At 36.7% G+C, this 19,301-nt stretch carries 11 protein-coding genes; 3 read left to right on the top strand and 8 right to left on the bottom strand.

Annotated features, from left to right (window positions below):
- Positions 1–55: 55 nt before the first annotated feature.
- Positions 56–667: an invasion associated locus B family protein gene (locus ACFIM1_RS06060; protein ID WP_375608379.1), complete on the bottom strand. Its 612-nt coding sequence runs from the start codon at positions 665–667 to the stop codon at positions 56–58.
- A gap of 636 nt (positions 668–1,303) precedes the next feature.
- Between ACFIM1_RS06060 and ACFIM1_RS06055 the strand changes: the two genes are divergently transcribed.
- Both ACFIM1_RS06055 and ACFIM1_RS06050 read left to right on the top strand, forming a co-directional pair.
- A complete protein-coding gene (locus tag ACFIM1_RS06055) occupies positions 1,304–2,518 on the top strand; it encodes an NADP-dependent isocitrate dehydrogenase (RefSeq protein ID WP_375606660.1) in 1,215 nt (404 codons plus the stop codon).
- Positions 2,519–2,633: 115 nt separating this feature from the next.
- Positions 2,634–4,061: an MFS transporter gene (locus tag ACFIM1_RS06050; protein ID WP_375609467.1), complete on the top strand. Its 1,428-nt coding sequence runs from the start codon at positions 2,634–2,636 to the stop codon at positions 4,059–4,061.
- Positions 4,062–4,105: 44 nt separating this feature from the next.
- Here the strand turns inward: ACFIM1_RS06050 and ACFIM1_RS06045 are convergent, their stop codons facing one another.
- From ACFIM1_RS06045 to ssb, 7 genes are all read right to left on the bottom strand, one after another.
- Positions 4,106–5,305, bottom strand: a complete 1,200-nt coding sequence (locus tag ACFIM1_RS06045; RefSeq protein ID WP_375606662.1) for an MFS transporter — start codon at positions 5,303–5,305, stop codon at positions 4,106–4,108.
- A gap of 1,295 nt (positions 5,306–6,600) precedes the next feature.
- Entirely contained in the window at positions 6,601–7,719 is a 1,119-nt protein-coding gene (tgt, locus tag ACFIM1_RS06040) for a tRNA guanosine(34) transglycosylase Tgt (RefSeq protein ID WP_375609466.1), read from the bottom strand.
- Between the two features lie 2,393 nt (positions 7,720–10,112).
- A complete protein-coding gene (locus tag ACFIM1_RS06035) occupies positions 10,113–10,625 on the bottom strand; it encodes a peptidylprolyl isomerase (protein WP_375606665.1) in 513 nt (170 codons plus the stop codon).
- Positions 10,626–10,643: 18 nt separating this feature from the next.
- Positions 10,644–11,237: a peptidylprolyl isomerase gene (locus tag ACFIM1_RS06030; protein ID WP_375609465.1), complete on the bottom strand. Its 594-nt coding sequence runs from the start codon at positions 11,235–11,237 to the stop codon at positions 10,644–10,646.
- Positions 11,227–11,745 (bottom strand): pantetheine-phosphate adenylyltransferase, encoded by a 519-nt coding sequence (gene coaD, locus ACFIM1_RS06025; protein WP_375606667.1) that lies wholly within the window; start codon positions 11,743–11,745, stop codon positions 11,227–11,229. The genes ACFIM1_RS06030 and coaD overlap by 11 nt, the downstream gene beginning before the upstream one ends.
- A 24-nt stretch (positions 11,746–11,769) precedes the next feature.
- Entirely contained in the window at positions 11,770–14,553 is a 2,784-nt protein-coding gene (gene gyrA, locus ACFIM1_RS06020; protein WP_375609464.1) for a DNA gyrase subunit A, read from the bottom strand.
- Between the two features lie 241 nt (positions 14,554–14,794).
- Positions 14,795–15,301, bottom strand: a complete 507-nt coding sequence (gene ssb, locus ACFIM1_RS06015) for a single-stranded DNA-binding protein (protein WP_375609463.1) — start codon at positions 15,299–15,301, stop codon at positions 14,795–14,797.
- Between the two features lie 330 nt (positions 15,302–15,631).
- On the opposite strand from ssb, the gene uvrA reads away from it, so the two are divergent.
- Positions 15,632–18,547 (top strand): excinuclease ABC subunit UvrA, encoded by a 2,916-nt coding sequence (uvrA, locus tag ACFIM1_RS06010; RefSeq protein ID WP_375694509.1) that lies wholly within the window; start codon positions 15,632–15,634, stop codon positions 18,545–18,547.
- Positions 18,548–19,301 lie beyond the last annotated feature (754 nt).

Raw genomic sequence — 19,301 nt, 5'->3', positions numbered from 1 at the left:
AAAAATGTGGCGGTTTAAATAAACAATTATAAAAAAGTTTTAACCAATTCTATGGTTATTTTTGTTTTGCTTTTTCTTGCTCAGCCCGCATACGCTCTTCAATTTCTTTTTGCTTTGATTGAATAGCCTGCTGAAGCTTTATTTGTTCTTGTTGGAAATCTTTTTCTTCCATACCAGGACCGGTATAAGCAGCTGTAAATCCATTCAGAGAAAATTCAATAGGATTAGCTGAACCACGAAAATTAACTGTAGTTACAACCATTTTTGTACCACTTTTCATAGCTGCTATAAGCTTATCATCTAAAACATCATTGGCAATACAACTTGGTCCATTACAAATCACATAAGGGATTTTTTTAGAGAAATCATCACCAATTTTAATGTGAACACCTTCTGGCAAAAAACGACCTGTCGGCACTTGAATGCCTATACGTTTTTCATTTTGCTTTCCTTTTATTTCAACAAGATTAAAAGCCGTTAAAGGTTGTCCCGTATTCGATAATACAGTATTCATTGTATTACAAATATCAACATCATGCTGCTTACTACAAACTTTGTACCAACCTTGCGATAAAGTTTGCGCATTTGCAGAAATGCCAGCTATAAGAAAAAGGGCAGCGGCTCCAATTAATACTGAAACAGCAGAATAAATATTTTTATGCGACATGATTAAGTTAATCCTTTCAACGCGCTCTTAAGTAAATTCAAAAAAATATTAAATATAATTCTAACTTAAATTTATTAAATTATAATGAAATAAAACTATTTTATTGCTTTTACTTCAATATTTAAAAAAAAGTCAAATTTAGAGAAAAAATTATGACGAGCCCTTTAAACTTTTATATACCCATCAGCTTTCCCCTCTTTATCACACTGGTGTTTAATGTAATTTATCCACAAAACACCTCTGTGCATTTAAACTAAGATTACACAAACGAATCAATATTGCAATATCAATTAAAATAAACTCTCATGCTCCTTAAAAAACTTACTCATTTAAACTTTTTACACTGATTACTCTCCACATTAAGTTTATGAAGCTTTAGAAACAAGTATTGTAATGCATGAAACTCCAAAATGTCAGATAAAGCAATCTTTATAAAAAATTAAGGCTATTCTCCAAATAACTTACCTTTTTAATTTGAAATTATGACTCCACTACTAAAAAAGAAAAGATGATTTTTTTCTTTCAAATTACTCTATTGTTAATATCGTTTTTGAATGCTCTTTTCCCCTTGTTTTTACTTTTCATTATAAATCTAAAAGTGCTATAAAGTGATATCACTTAAAAAAAGGACTTCTAATGGTAAAGATCAAAGTAGAAAACCCCGTTGTTGAACTTGATGGGGATGAGATGACCCGCATCATCTGGAAATATATCAAAGATAAATTAATCTATCCCTACCTCGACATTGATCTAAAATATTATGATCTTTCCGTCGAAAATCGTGATGCAACCAATGATCAGGTAACTATCGATTCTGCCAATGCTATCAAAAAATATGGGGTTGGTATAAAATGCGCAACCATCACACCTGATGAGGCACGCGTTAAAGAATTTAACCTAAAAAAAATGTGGAAATCACCTAATGGCACAATCCGCAATATTTTAGGAGGAGTCATTTTTCGCGAACCCATTATCTGTAAAAATGTCCCTCGCCTTGTTCCTAACTGGACAAAGCCAATTATTATCGGACGTCACGCTTTTGGTGATCAATACAAAGCAACAGATTTTAAATTTCCAGGAAAAGGAAAATTAAGTATTAAATTTGTCGGTGATGATAATCAAGTTATTGAACATGATGTTTTTGATGCTCCAAGCGCAGGGGTTGCCATGGCTATGTATAACCTTGATGAGTCAATTCGTGATTTTGCCCGCGCATCCTTTAATTATGGACTACAACGAAATGTTCCAGTTTATCTTTCAACAAAAAATACCATTCTAAAAACTTACGATGGTCGTTTTAAAGATATTTTTCAAGAAATATTCGATACGGAATTTAAAACTGAATTTGAAAACCGTAAATTATATTACGAACACCGTCTTATTGATGATATGGTTGCTTCTGCATTAAAGTGGTCAGGTGGATACGTATGGGCATGTAAAAACTATGATGGTGATGTCCAATCTGATATTGTTGCCCAAGGCTTTGGTTCTCTGGGTCTCATGACTTCTGTTCTCATGACACCTGACGGCAAAATTGTTGAAGCAGAGGCAGCACACGGCACCGTAACACGCCATTACCGTCAGCATCAAAAAGGTGAAGAAACATCAACAAATTCCATTGCCTCTATTTTTGCATGGACGCGTGGACTAGCGCACCGTGCTAAACTAGATAACAATGAGAAGTTAAAAAACTTTTCCACGACATTGGAAGAAGTTTGTATTAAAACCGTCGAAGAAGGTTTTATGACTAAAGATCTCGCACTTTTGATTGGGCCTAAACAAAAGTGGCTTTCTACAACAGGTTTCCTCAATAAAATTGATGAGAATCTCAAAAAAGCAATGGGCAATTAAGTTATTACTCAATTAAAATTCAAAGCTCTGTTTAGAGCTTTGAATTTCTCTTGGCAAATTTAAAGAACTGCCTTATAAATAAAAAGAGGATAAATTTTATTAAATAGCAAAAACAGTGAAAAAACAAAGCTGGTCTGCGCTTTTATTAGGTAAAAATGGTCTTTGCTTTTTGACGTTTATAGGCGGTGTTGTGTTACACGCTACCAACGTTTATATTGTTATTACTATTTTGCCCTCTCTTATGAATCATATTGGCAATGAAATATATTATTCTTGGGTGGCAACTGTCTTTATTACAGCTTCACTTCTTGGGACTTCACTTGCAACAAAAATATTAGGGAAATTAGGTCCTCGCAACACTTATGTTCTCTCTGGACTTATCTTTACCCTAGGCACTTTCATGTGCAGCATTTCTTCATCTATGCCATTATTTTTAATAGGACGTTTTATTCAAGGATTTGGAAGTGGTTCTTTGTTATCCTTATCCTATTCCATGGTACGTATTGTTTTCAGTCCATCTTTATGGTCACACGCATTAAGTGTCATCTCTGGAATGTGGGGAATATCAACCTTGTTAGGACCAGCAATCGGAGGAATTTCTGTATATTATGGCATGTGGAGAGCATCTTTTTGGATCATTGGTGCATTAGCTATATTATTCTCACTCATAGCCTTTAAATTTTTACCCCAAAAGAATGAAAATTATATTCCAACAACCCCTCTCCCTCTGCTCCAGCTTCTCACACTCACCTTATTGATTTTTATCATTTCTGTTGGAGGAGCTATGGACACAACAATGGCCAAAATTTGCGGATTAGTTATCGGACTTAGTCTCCTCTTTGTCCTAGCAAAAATCGAATCATCTACCCTTCATCCTATGTTGCCACGCAAATCCTTTTCTTTTTCTTCTGAAATTTTTCCTGTTTACGCATTAATACTCGTTATGACGACAGTCGTATATAGTATGGAGCTTTATTTCCCACTTTTTCTTCAAGAGCTTCATGGACAAACTCCACTTCTTGCTGGTTACATAGCAGCACTTATGAGCCTAGGATGGACATGTGGAGCCCTCTCAAGCGCTGGTGTATCGGCAAAAAAAATTCGCAACATCATTATATACTCCCCCCTATTAAAACTATTAGGCATAGCTATTCTTTTATGGCTCATTCCAACAGAAGTTTCCACACTTGAATATATTTTTATGATCTGCTTAGCACTGTTTTCTATTGGAATCAGTGCGGGCATAGCATGGCCACATTTGCTCACAAGGATCTTACAATGTGCAAATGATGAAGATGCTCTCCGTGCCAGTGAATCCCTTACCTCTGTACAACTATTTTCAGCGGCCTTAAGTGCAACTCTAGCAGGAGTTATCACCAATCTTGCTGGCCTCTTTAATCCTGGAGGAACAATAGGAATGATCTTAGCAGCAAAAACTCTTCTTATAGTGCTTATGGGTCTTTTATTTTGTCTTGCTATTCCATTAGCACTGCGCATTTCTTACTGCATATTAAAAAAACCAACAGGACATTCCAATAACTAAAAATAAATATAAAAATTCCTTCTTCATTTAAAAAATGAAAAATATTAAGCATGCTTCTCCATATACCATGAGATGCAAAAAACCATTAATCCACACAAAGTTAGAACACTTCCTAAAACAGCTGTATATTCATAACTATAGCCCAATTTTAAAACTAATGCTCCAGATTCTGCACCAAGAGCGTTGGCAATATTAAAAGCAGACTGCATTAATGCTCCTGCCAAAATCTGTCCCTGTAGTGCAACATCCATAATTTTTGTTTGTATAGAAGGCATAGCAGCAAAAGAAGTTCCAACAAAAAAGCATCCTATTGCCGCTGTTAACGGAGCATAGGATAAAAAGAAAAAAAGAAAAAAAACAAATACGCTCCAAAGCATAGAAAAAAATATCATCGGCGAAATACCAATTTTAACGGCTAATTTAGGCCCCAAGAGATTTCCTACCACCATACCCAATCCAACTAAAGGCATGATAAATGGTACCAACTCAAGTGAAACACCAGAAATATGCATTAACGTTGGCTTGATATAAGTGAAAACAGAAAATAATCCTGACGCTCCCACCGAAACCATCAACAAAAGAAACCACACCTGCTTTTGCTTTAATGCACCCATTTCTTGCAAAGGATTCGTTTTTGGAAAAATTGAATCACAAGGAAAAAAATTCCAAATAAGCAAGCTACACAATAAAGCAATCATACCCACAAGGATAAAAGCAATCTGCCAACCAATAAGTTGACCAATCCAAGTAGCACTGGGTGCTCCCAAAACGGTTGCAATTGTTAAGCCGAGCATAACATATCCAACAGCTTTAGAACGTTCTTTCATTTCGACCATTGAAGAGGCAACCATAGCCGCAAGTCCAAAATAGATTCCATGGGGAAGTCCACTGAGAAAGCGTAATACGACTAATATGCTAAAATCAGAAAAAAAGGCACTAGCGATATTTGCTAAAGCATAAAAAAGCATCAATCCTATCAAAACAGTTTTGCGTGATACCTGAGCTGTTGCCACAGCTAAAAGAGGTGCTCCAATCACAACTCCTAATGCATAAGCAGAAATATATTGACCAGCGGTAGGAATATCAACATAGGAACTTCGTGCCATCTCTGGTAGTAGCCCCATTGCGACAAACTCTGCAGTACCAATAGCAAAACTCCCCACAGCAAGAGCTAAAATTATTAAACGCCGTATTCTCGAATCAATTCCCAATGCAAGAACCTTTTGTTGATAAAAATCCTTCATATCATCACTTCTGGATAGGAGTTTTAACTGTAGATATCTGTAATACACACAAACAAAAATTCAAAACATTGTTATACGCATGCCCAATAGTCCCCAATAAAATTTTATAAACATTTCGACATATAAAGCATTTTATAAAGATTTAAGTCAGATTCTTTAATAGAGAATCATTGTAAGCTTAAAGACTACAGATATATTCAACTATTTTTATCAACTCTGTCAGATCATGAACTTTGTCTATTCTTTTTAACCATTCCAAAATTCTTCTTTTTCTGTGAAACCTTTATTTTGAGATGATATACTATACATTCATCCTAAAATTAGTCGAATAATGAATTCCAAACAAGTGATCAATATTTCAATCATTATCTTGACACAAATATAAACTTTCTCCCAAACTTATTGTTTCTTTGTTTTTGTTACCAGAATGCACATCCTCCAAATCAATAAGCTATAATTTCAACTTTACGCCATCCTTATGAGCTATTTTAGAATCCTCTAAAAATTCTCATGATAATATTGCTTGATTTCTACATTTATGAAATAGTTCTATTTTAGGTACATTTACCCGTCACTCATCTAAATAACATCAAATAGTTTTTCATCTAAAGCACCATCTGTAAATTAAAATATTCATGTAATATATTATGATTATTTTCGAATAAATTCTATAAACATAATAAAAAGTAATATGATAAGTTTTTGTAAATATAATTATCGATATTTTATAAATCGATAATTATAGTAATTAAATTTTTTATTTTTATAAATTAATAATTTAAAATATTTTAACATAAAATTACATAAGAATGTTTCAAATAATACTTATATTAATATATAGAAATGAAAAAACTAAAATTTAAAAGTATATTTTTAAAAGATTGTAATATTATTTCATTTTTATCTTAATTTTCTAAGAGTTTATCTGTTCGACTGTCTATAAACCATTCTTTACCTTTAGTAATAAAAAACACAAAGTAGCTCATAAAAATACAATTTTCATATTTCTTTAAGAGTTCGCTAACGCCTCATTAACATTGTTGCTGTAAACAGTCATCAGAAACAGAAATAAACTGTTTTTCTCCGGATCAGGTAGCGCGTACCGGAGTAACAGTTTCTGTTTTATATAGTACTTAGAAAAAGAATATGTGCCCTATAAAACCGCACTGTTATATCTTAAGATAGTGGAATTTTATAATTTTGGAAGATGTTTCTAATTTCATATTTTTAGCTAAATTTGTAAGTGCGAGAATAAATTCAATAAAAAAATGAGGTGCTATATTTCGATTAATATTTTAGCGCCCTTGTGCCCATAGAGCACGCGTTTCAGCGCAAAAATCAGCATAACAACCTTCCTCAATGGCATCACGAACTCCCTGCATAAGTTGTTGATAATAAAAAAGATTATTCCAAGTCAACAACATCCCCCCAAGAGATTCACCAGATTTGATCAAATGATGCAAATAAGCACAACTATAATCATGTGCTGCTGGACAAAGTGACTGTGGATCAAGAGGATGTGGATCTTCTGCATAACGCGCATTACGCAAATTAATTCTACCAAAGCGGGTAAAAGCTAAACCATGACGTCCTGCACGCGTCGGCATAACACAATCAAACATATCAATACCACGAGCAACACTTTGTAAAATATCATCAGGTGTCCCTACTCCCATAAGATAGCGTGGTTTATCCTCTGGTAAAATCGGACAAGTAGTATCCAATACTGCTGTCATAACACTCTGCGGCTCACCAACAGCAAGCCCTCCAATAGCATAACCTTTTAAATCCATTTCTTTTAATGCTTGAGCAGAACGCTCACGCAGTTTCATATTATCACCCCCTTGAACAATCCCAAACAATGCTTTATCTGGCTGATCCCCAAAAGCTGTTTTACAACGCAGCGCCCACCGCAATGAAAGTTTCATAGCTTCTTCCATTTCTTTTTCAGTGGCAGGTAATGCAATACATTGATCCAACTGCATCTGGATATCCGCACCAAGAAGCCCTTGAATTTCGATAGAACGCTCTGGACTCATTTCATAGTAAGCTCCATTAATGTAAGAGCGAAAAATCACACCTTGTTCAGTAATTTTACGGATTCCCTCCAGCGACATCACCTGAAAGCCTCCAGAATCAGTTAAAATAGGTCCGCTCCAGCGTGAAAATTCGTGTAATCCTCCCAAACGTGCAACACGTTCAGCTCCTGGACGTAACATTAAATGATAAGTATTCCCCAAAATGATATCTGCACCAAGATCACGAATTTGATCCATATACATAGCCTTAACGGTTCCTGCCGTCCCAACTGGCATAAATGCGGGTGTACGAACGCATCCTCGCCCCGTTATAATTTCGCCTCGACGTGCATACCCATCTTGAGCAATTTTTCTATAATGAAATGTCTTTATCATAACTCTCGTCTTTTTGATTCCATCAATGCATATCTCTATAGAAAGAAAAAAGATATCCCCTTACGAGCATTATCATAAGCTTTATGAATTAATTTTTGATTCGCTCAATATTGTAATCAGCATCAAAAATTAAACGAGATAAAAGAACATTTCTTGTTAAGAAATCAACATAATAAAAGTGATAATCTAGCTCCAGAAAACAAGTAAAATCCTTATAATATCACGCCTCAAAATACCTATGCTTAACGCACTAAAGCCTTAACAGAACTGCAAAATTATTATCTCAACAATCTCATCTTTACGTACTTTCATAAGTAATAATTTCGTACGAATAGAAGAAAGTTATGAACGCATTGTACAACTTACAATATTCTTTAACTTTTACAGATAAAAAGTTTTCATCTATCGGGCACCGAGAGCCTTACGCTTAATAAAAGTGCAAATGCATATTATCATTTATCCGTTCACAACATTGAGATAGCCCTTGAGATAATTCATAAAAGGGAGCTTTTTCCAATAGTTTTTCCCCACGCCAATCTCATTTGTGACGAGCAAAAGGGATGATTTTGATTAATTCAACCGCATGAATAATCTGTAAGAGACCCCTACCGTGAAAAAAGAAAGGCTTACAAACCGACACTTGTAGAAAACTCACCCTTTAGGATGGAGAAGAAGTCAATATAAGAGAAATTGAAATAAGAAAATCTTACAATATTCAAAGCGCTCTTTCAATGGAAAAAATAATAATTTATCCATTATAAATCAATGTACTAATCTAGAAAGAAACCTATCTCTAAAGTTATTTAGATATAACTTCATAAAACAAAAGCCTAGAGATTACATCTTTGCTCCATTGCAATTGCAAATAAAAAAATCACGATTTTATTTTCATTATCTTGCGCAATATATTCGTATAATATGGCGTTAAAAGGCTCTCCAGATTGTACAAGACAACCAACATCACAAATGTAATACTCTATTTTAAAACCTTACCTTGTATCATCCACATTGATAGATTCATCAAAATTTTTTAAAAAGCACAAGCATGAAAAAATAATTCATTCAATCTAACAGGAAAAATCCTTAATTAAACTGTAAGATCATTACCCACATGGGATAAAAATAAAATGAACCACCTATTATGAAACGCAAAAACAATTTTAAAAAACGACGAACCCTATAAATAGTAAGCACAATAAAATGGGCTATTCATACTCAAATTACATTGAACAAACCGTATTAAAATGCAAAAGCCAAACTTTGATAGAATATTCTATTAACGACAATATTTAGAAACATCATCAATACATTGATTTATAATAATAATTCATTTCTATATGTTGAATGAAGAGCTAGCTTCTCTTATTGTAAATCTGTATATGTTAAAATAACTAAAATTATTTTCTTGCACATCACAAGAGAGATTAACGTGTAAATAAAAAAACTTTAAAAAAGCACTTTTATTTTTTTAAGATTCTCACATACTGTAGCTTATCATCGGGTTTTGCATCAATTTATTTTTTTTAAATGATTTTTAAGGGGCTCTCAAAGGGTCTTCAAAGGCGGTTTTCTGGGATTTCACAGACTTTTTAAAAATCTTCAAAGGATTTTAAAAGATCTTTCAAAGCCTTTTATCATTTTTGCTCCAAAATTCCAAATTTCGTTATTTTTAGCTCTTTTTGGCAATTTCAAGTGTCAAAATCCATTTTGACAAAATACGCATTTAATGCTAAATTTTATACATAAAATAGTAAATTATCACGCATTCCTAACTAATCCCACCTCTTCCCACTTACTGCGAAACTTACTGTCAAACTACACATACCAAAGGCTCTGTTATAACATTGGAGGCTGAAAAAAGCATATGATGATACTGGCTTGCTCCTTCACAAGCATAAAGATGAGGGAGTTTAAATGAATGTTGGCATACACTGAGAGATGTTTCTTTAAAAAAGCGCGTAAATGCGCAACTCTATTTGGGACGCTCTATTCCACGTAATGAGTGTTCCTCTTATTAAAAAACAAGAGGAACCAAAGCATAAGGCAATGCGTCATCTTCATTATTTAAAAGACATTGCTTTAGATACTTTTGAAAAAGTAAAGCTGAATTAAAAAGGAGAGAGCAAGATGAGCCTTTTATTTTCATCTTTACGTCTTCCACCCAATTGAGCGGTCTCTTCGTTCGAGAAAACACCCAAACAAATTACAACCTTTCCCCAATACAGCAAACAAAATTCTCTAAATCCATAAATTAAAAGAAACTTGGTAGAAAGAATAAAGGCATAGCAGCTGAACTCTGTTAGGAATTTAAGCTGTAATCACTGATCGCCACCCTATATCAGATAGGAGAATTTTCTCTTAGCAACTTACAATTGAAACTAGTATAATTTATACTATTCTACATCCGCAGCAATAATGGCTTTGGTAATTGAATCTGGGTCTGCAACAGGTTCACCACGTTTAATTTTATCAACATTTTCCATACCTTCAACAACCTGCCCCCATATGGAATATTGACGATCAAGCCACGGAGCATCTGCAAAACAAATAAAAAACTGAGAATTAGCAGAATTTGGATTCTGACTCCGTGCCATAGAAACTGTACCACGCTTATGAGAAAGATTTGAAAACTCTGCTGTTAAATTTGGTTTTTCTGCCCCCCCCATACCAGCACGTGATAAATTGAATTTTTCACCATCCTTCTTTCCAAATTGCACATCTCCAGTCTGCGCCATAAAGCCATCAATAACGCGATGAAAAATAACATTATCATAAGCACCTTCACGGACAAGTTCTTTGATACGTGCAACATGACAAGGCGCTAAATCAGCAAAAAGCTCAATAACAACTCTGCCCTTTGTTGTTTCAAGAATTAAAGTATTTTCCGGATTTTTATCCTCAATCATATGAAAAGCTCCTTTGCTTCATCTATCAACTTGTAAAGTAGCAGCATTAATAACATCTGGATTTTCTACAGATCCATTATTACTTGTGGTACCTTTTTTAATTTTATCAACAACATCCATCCCCTTTATTACTTCCCCAACAACCGTATACTGACCATTTAAAAAAGCAGCATCATCAAAACAAATGAAGAACTGAGAATTCGAGGAATCTGGATCTTGTGAACGTGCCATCCCAACAGTACCACGCTTAAATGGCTGCTTTGAAAACTCAGCCGGTATATTGGGATAATTTGATCCCCCCATACCAACGCGTTTCAGATCAAAATCTCTACTGCCTTTTTTTCCAAATTCTACATCACCAGTTTGCGCCATAAAGCCAGGAATTACACGATGAAACACAACATTATTATAGGCCCCCTCCTCTGTTAATCTTTTGATTTGCGCAACATGTTTTGGCGCCAAATCAGGACGCAGGCGAATAACAACATCACCGTTGTTGAGAGATAAAACAAGAAGGCTTGAATCACTCGCTGGACTAGAATTACCAGCGACAGCGGACAATGAAAAAAAACAAAATACACATATCAAAACAGCCAAAATTCTACGAAACACACTTATTCTCCTCTAAAGACTGGAATTTCGAGCGCAAAGCTTGTGCAACATTGGGCGGCACAAATGGTGTCACATCACCTCCCATAGAGGCAATTTGACGTACCAATGTAGACGTTATCGCACGCCCAGAAACACTTGCGGGCAAAAAAACAGTTTGCAATTCAGGAGCCAGAATGCCATTCATCCCTGCCATTTGCATTTCATAATCAAGATCAGTACCATCACGTAATCCGCGAACGAGAAATGAAGCACCAACTTCACGTGCCTTGTCAATGAGAAGGTTATTAAATGAAAGAACCTGCAACCGATTAGAATCTGCACCGAAAAAGTCTTTCCCTACTTGGGTAATAAAACCAACACGCTCTTCAAAGCTAAAGAGTGCTTTTTTGTCACCCTGTATACCTATAGCGACGACCACCTTATTAGCTAACACAAAACACCCTTTTAAAACATCAAGATGACCGTTTGTAAGAGGATCAAACGAACCTGCGTAAAGAGCAATTTTCATGATTTTACTCCTTCCTCTTAAAAATTACTTTTCTTCACTCATATCAATCGTATCAGAATGCTTCTCACCTTCATCATCCAATGAACTCGTATCATCTTCAGGCTCAGAAATACGTTCAACCGATACGACTCTTTCACCTTTGGCTGTATTAAAAATTGTGACTCCCTTAGTTGAGCGCCCAGCAGTACGAATTCCCTCAACAGGGACACGAATAAGCTGCCCCCCATCTGACACCAACATAATTTGGTCTTGCGCCTTCACCGGAAAAGCCGCTACTAATTTACCAATTTCAGCTGTTTTAGATGGATCTGTTGCACGAATCCCTTTTCCACCACGCCCCGAAATCCGGAACTCATAGGAAGAAGAACGTTTACCATAACCAAATTCACTCACTGTTAAAAGCATTTGTTCACGTGCATGAAGTTCTGCATAACGTTCATCTGTTAACTCTGTTTCAACACCCCCATCTTCATCATCCAGAATGACAATATCTTCAACATCAGCATCTGCACCAGCAGCACGCCGCTCATTCATGACACGTTTAATATAAGCAGAACGTTCAATGGACGTTGCCTCGACATGCTCTAAAATTGTCATTGAAATGACTTTATCGCCTTTAGCCAAATTGATACCACGAACTCCCACAGAATTACGCCCCGCAAAGACACGCACATCAACAACTGGAAAACGGATACACTGTCCATTCGCTGTTGTTAGAACGACATCGTGATGTTCTGTACAAGTTTCGACAGAAAGAATTTCATCTTCCTCATCAAGTTTCATTGCAATTTTACCATTACGGTTAACCTGAACAAAATCTGACAACTTATTACGACGCACAGTTCCACGTGTTGTCGCAAACATGACATCCAATGCGCTCCAGCTTGCTTCATCTTCAGGCAAAGGCATAATTGTCGTAATGCGTTCACCTTGTTGTAAGGGAAGCATATTGATCAAAGCCCGCCCACGTGATTGCGGTGTACCTAGCGGTAAACGCCAAACTTTCTCCTTATAAACAATCCCACGTGATGAAAAGAAAAGAACCGGAGTATGCGTATTGGCGACAAACAACCGTGTTACAAAATCCTCATCCTTCGTGGACATACCAGAACGCCCTTTACCACCACGACGTTGCGCACGATAGGTATTAAGAGGTACGCGCTTAATATAGCCACTATGGCTCACCGTTACGACCATATCCTCTGGCGCGATCAGATCTTCACTCTCCATCTCAGCGCTACCAAAACCAAATACGGTACGTCGCGGTGTTGCAAATTCCTCACGCAGAGCACTCAACTCGTCCTTAACAATACCCATAATGCGTACGCGCGATGCTAAGATATCAAGATAATCAGCAATATCCACACCAATTTTATTCAATTCATCAGCGATTTCATCACGTCCAAGGGCTGTCAATCGTTGCAAACGCAATTCTAAAATAGCACGTGCCTGTTCTTCAGAGAGATTATAAGTACCATCCTCGTGGATAATATGACGAGGATCATCAATAAGTTTAATCAAAGGCGCGACATCCATCGCTGGCCAGCATCGTTCCATTAATTGTGTACGTGCTGTCTGTGGATCAGGAGCTTTGCGAATAAGCGCTATAATTTCATCAATATTGGCAACTGCAAGGGCAAGACCAACCAAAACATGGGCCCGCTCACGCGCTTTACGCAAAAGATATTTTGTTCGCCGACTGACAACTTCTTCCCGAAAAGAAACAAATGCACGAAGCATATCAAGCAATGTCATTTGTTCGGGTTTTCCCCCATTCAACGCAACCATATTACAACCAAAGGAAGTTTGCAGCGGCGTATAACGATATAATTGGTTTAAAACAACTTCCGCAACAACATCTTTTTTCAACTCAATAACAACGCGATATCCATCACGATCCGATTCGTCACGTAAATCAGAGATTCCCTCAATGCGTTTATCGCGCACCAATTCGGCCATTTTCTCAATCATTGTGGCCTTATTAACTTGATAAGGGATCTCACTCACAATAATTGCCTGCCGACCACTACGAATTTCTTCAATATCAACTTTAGCACGCATAATAATTGAACCCCGCCCTGTTTCATAAGCTGAACGGACACCAGAGTGGCCAAGGATAATACCCCCTGTAGGAAAATCCGGACCAGGAATAATTTCAATTATTTTATCGAGTGTGATATCAGGATTATCAATCAAAGCGATACAACCATCAACGACTTCACCAAGATTATGGGGAGGAATATTGGTTGCCATTCCTACAGCAATTCCCCCTGACCCATTAACCAAAAGATTGGGAAAACGTGCTGGCAAGACAACCGGTTCACGCTCACGCCCATCGTAATTATCCTGAAAATCAACAGTATCTTTATCAATATCAGCTAAAAGTTCTTCTGAAACTTTTTCTAAACGACACTCAGTATAGCGCATAGCTGCAGGTGGATCACCATCAACGGAACCAAAATTCCCCTGACCATCAATCAATGGATTTCTCAAAGAGAAGTCCTGCGCCATACGCACCAAAGCATCATAAATTGAAGCATCACCATGAGGATGGAATTTTCCCATAACCTCACCAACAACACCAGCAGATTTACGATACGACTTATTGAAAGAAAGCCCCATCTCATTCATAGCATGAAGGATACGTCGATGAACAGGCTTAAGACCATCACGGACATCAGGGAGTGCACGCGAAACAATCACGCTCATCGCATAATCGAGATAGGAGCGTTGCATTTCATCAATAATACTGATTGGTTCAATACCGGTCAGCACATCACGTTCTGAGTGTGGAGTAAGATCGGTCACAATTTAAAAACTTTCAAAAAAGAATCATTTCACTTTATTTATATCGGTTTATATCGAAAAATACACAAAAATGCTAATTTCTCTCCCATAACAAAAAAGAAATTTAACAATATTTTTCAAGATGTTATTAATTTATATTTTAAATTACCAATAATAATTAACAACTTTCACTTTGCTAAACTTCAAAAATCTAAAACAAACAAACCATAAAGCAATCATAATACTGCAACTTTAAAGCCTCTTAAAAAGGAACATCATCATCTAATTTGTGTGAAAAACTTTCTCCTAATTGGTTATTATTTTGATCAAAAGTATTTCTTTGATTTGAACTACTATTAGCAAAGTCACCACTGTAACTCCCCCCTTGACTTGCTCCCTGCTCTCCACCCGCTGCTCCGCGCCCATCAAGCATTTGTAATTCACCACGGTATTTTTGCAAAACAACCTCTGTCGTATAACGGTCATTTCCATTTTGATCTTGCCATTTTCGTGTCTGTAACTGCCCCTCAATATAAATTTTGCTCCCCTTTTTTAAATATTGCTCTGCAACTTTGACAAGGTTTTCATTAAAAATAACAATACTATGCCACTCAGTGCGTTCTTTTCGCTCATTTGTATTCCGATCGCGCCAACTTTCTGAAGTAGCAATACGCAGATTTGCCACTTGATCACCAGAATTCAAACGGCGTATTTCAGGGTCCGCACCAAGATTACCAATTAAAATAACTTTATTAAGGCTACCAGCCATCGCATAAACTCCAAAATTTTAATTTGTAAAATACTCTGTTCTATAACAGTTATAACCATCTTGACCTTCAATTTACATGTCGCAATTGACCATCAATATAGGTATTGCTATCCTTTACCAATATTGTATTCAGTGTAATTATAACAAAAGATGATAAAAACGCATAGTTTATTCCACCTCGAGAGAATAAAAAGCTGCTTATTTGTATTTTTTTCACAAAACTTATACCTTCCTTTTGCATTAAAGCAGTTAAACACATTGTAATTCTAAAAAAACAGTTTTATTCCATTTTAGGTGCTCAATTTTTGCCACATATGCCAAGGATAAAGTATGACTCATCAAAAATATATCTCCATTCGCGGTGCACGTGAGCATAACCTTAAAAATATTGATCTCGATCTGCCTCGTGATAAACTCATTGTTATAACAGGACTTTCTGGATCAGGGAAATCATCCTTAGCGTTTGATACAATTTACGCTGAAGGACAACGTCGCTATGTCGAAAGCCTTTCGGCCTATGCACGCCAATTTTTGGAAGTCATGCAAAAACCCGATGTCGACCGCATAGACGGTCTCTCTCCCGCTATCTCCATTGAACAAAAAACAACCAGTCGCAATCCTCGTTCAACGGTAGGTACCGTTACTGAAATCCACGATTACATGCGTCTTCTCTTTGCCCGTATTGGCATTCCTCATTCTCCTGTGACAGGACTTCCTATTGAAAGCCAGACAGTAAGCCAAATGGTGGATCAAATTATGTCCTTACCAGAAGGAACGCGAATTTTTATTATGGCCCCTTTGGTGCGAGGACGAAAGGGAGAATATAAAAAAGAGCTAACAGAACTTTTAAAAAGAGGATTTCAACGCGCTAAAGTTGATGGAAAATTCTATGAAATCGCTGATATTCCACCTCTTGATAAAAAATATAAACACGACATCGATGTCGTGGTAGACCGCATTGTTGTACAAAAGGATATCACCTCTCGTTTAGCTGATAGTATAGAAACCTGTTTACAGCTAGCAAATGGGCTTGCCATTGCTGAAATGGCAGACCAACCCTTAGCACAAAAAGAAACGACAAAGGAATCTGCTCATAAATCAAAAAATGATACACACAAACGGCTCATTTTTTCAGAAAAGTTTTCCTGCCCTGTATCGGGTTTTTCTATTCCTGAAATTGAACCACGCCTTTTTTCGTTCAATAATCCTTTTGGCGCCTGTCCTCTCTGCGATGGACTGGGCATAAAAAAAGCAATGGATCCACTGAAAATTGTGCCCAATAAAAATCTTACCCTCAAGAATGGCGCCATTGCCCCTTGGGCTAAATCAGATTCACTTTACTATAAACAAACCTTAGAAGCATTAGGAAAAGCTTACGGTTTCAAACTCACAGATCAATGGTGTGAACTCTCTAATGAAGCACAACAGGCTATTCTTTACGGTACAAAAAGAGATGAAATTTCTTTTATCTATAAAAATAATTCTGGTTCGCATAAAACGACCCAACCTTTTGAAGGAATCATCCCTAATATGGAGAGACGCTGGAAAGAAACCGATTCTGCTTGGTCTCGAGAAGAAATCGAACGTTATATGTCTTCTTCGCCCTGTCCGGCTTGTCACGGTTATCGTTTAAAACCAGAGGCACTTGCTGTAAAAATCAACGGAATGCATATTGGGCAAATATCAGATCTTTCCATCTCACAAGCAGATGATTGGTTTGCCAATGTTCATCAATATCTCACAGAAAAACAACGTAATATCGCCGTACGTATTTTAAAAGAAATTCGTGAACGTTTGGCTTTTTTAAATCATGTAGGATTGGAATATCTTACCTTGTCTCGAAATTCAGGAACGCTTTCAGGGGGAGAAAGCCAACGTATTCGATTAGCATCTCAAATTGGTTCTGGTCTTACAGGCGTTCTTTATATTTTAGATGAACCATCTATCGGTTTACACCAACGCGATAATGAACGCCTTTTGGAAATGCTGCAGCATTTGCGCAATCTTGGCAATACAGTTATTGTCGTTGAACATGATGAAGATGCTATTCTCACGGCAGACTATGTTGTCGATATGGGGCCGGCCGCGGGCGTTCATGGTGGAAAAATCGTAGCACAAGGAACACCGCAGGAAATTATAGAAAATTCAGCCTCTCTCACAGGCCAATACCTTTCAGGAAAAATGGCTGTTAGAATGCCAACAGAACGGCGTAAAATATCAAAATCGAAAACACTTAAAATCATCGGTGCCAAAGGCAATAACCTCAAAAATATCAATGCAAACATCCCTCTTGGAACCTTCACATGCATAACTGGTGTTTCTGGAGGAGGAAAGTCAACATTTCTTATTGAAACGCTTTTCAAAGCAGCATCACATCATATCATGGGCTCTCATCACAGCCCTGCCAGCTATGACAAAATTGAAGGACTAGAATTTCTTGATAAAGTCATTGATATCAACCAGTCCCCTATTGGACGCACCCCACGCTCTAATCCCGCAACCTATACAGGTGCTTTTACACCGATTCGTGAGTGGTTTGCCGATCTTCCAGAATCAAAAGCCCGCGGTTACAAAGCTGGGCGTTTTTCATTTAATGTTAAAGGAGGACGCTGCGAAGCATGTCAAGGTGATGGAGTCATTAAAATTGAAATGCACTTTTTACCTGATGTCTATGTTACTTGCGATGTCTGTAAAGGAAAACGCTATAACCGAGAAACACTAGAAATAAAATTCAAAGGACAGTCTATAGCCGATATTTTGGATATGACAATTGAAAAGGCAGAAGAATTTTTCCAAGCTATTCCCGCTATTCATAATAAAATGGAAACTCTCATTAAAGTAGGATTGGGTTACATAAAAGTAGGACAGCAAGCAACCACACTTTCTGGTGGGGAAGCACAACGTGTAAAACTTGCGAAAGAACTTTCTCGTAAAACAACGGGACGTACACTCTATATTTTGGATGAACCGACAACAGGTTTACATTTTCATGATATTTCCAAACTTCTTGAAGTGCTTCACGAACTAGTCGAGCAAGGCAACACAGTCATCGTCATTGAACATAACCTTGATGTTATAAAAACAGCCGACTGGATTATTGATTTAGGACCAGAAGGTGGAGATCGCGGTGGAGAAATCGTTGCAATTGGACGCCCTGAAGACATTATTAAAATTCCCGCTTCCTATACAGGAAAATTTCTAAAAGATGTTTTACTGCGCCCATCCCTCTATAATTCCAATTCTTAAAAATGCTTCCCCTTATAAAATACAGCATACGAACAAAGCCTGTACTTTTATTGTTACCTGTAAACCAACACCTAATTCCAGTGGTGCAACATGTTGGAAGCAAAGACTAAAAACAATTTAGCGCTTTATAAGCTGTTTTATTTTAGTTTTTGTATTGTCAAATAGCGGCAAACATATTGCATAGCTCTATTGGGTGTAATCTCTGAAACGAGAAGACAACCTAATTTTGAAAGGATATGAAGTTTTAAGGGTATAAACCAGTTTCCATCTTTACCCTCCTCTTTTAATTCATCTTTACGATTTTCAAAAACATCCACAGCAATATTTTAAAAAGAATGAAGATTGCGCATTGCTTCACGCTTTTGTTTATCGCATTCTTTAATGAGATCTCGCTCCTCACGAAAAACAAAACGCCCCAAATAGAATATATTTGCGTTGCCAATTCACACGCTTGTTTTAAAAAATATTTTTCAACACTCCCAAATCCAGTTCACGACATCACCTGAGAATGGTAAATTAATTATTATACACCACTATCTTTGTGCTTTTAAGCAAGTGCAAACTAACACCTTCATTTCCAATATTTGCGCTCTCCCCTAATCTCTAATATTGTAATAACCTTTGGTTATCGAGAGCTTTCATAAAAAGCATTTATATTCCTTTTTCAAATGTTTTTATCCACACACTCATATCTCTTGATATACAAGGATATAGCTTTGATGAGACGATCTAAAATGAGAAAATCTTACGCTAT

The sequence above is a fragment of the Bartonella sp. AC158YNML genome (assembly GCF_042196725.1).
In the GTDB taxonomy this organism is placed as follows: Bacteria; Pseudomonadota; Alphaproteobacteria; order Rhizobiales; family Rhizobiaceae; genus Bartonella.
The sequence above is the reverse complement of the archived record's forward strand: the minus strand, read 5'-3'. Positions and strand labels throughout refer to the sequence as shown.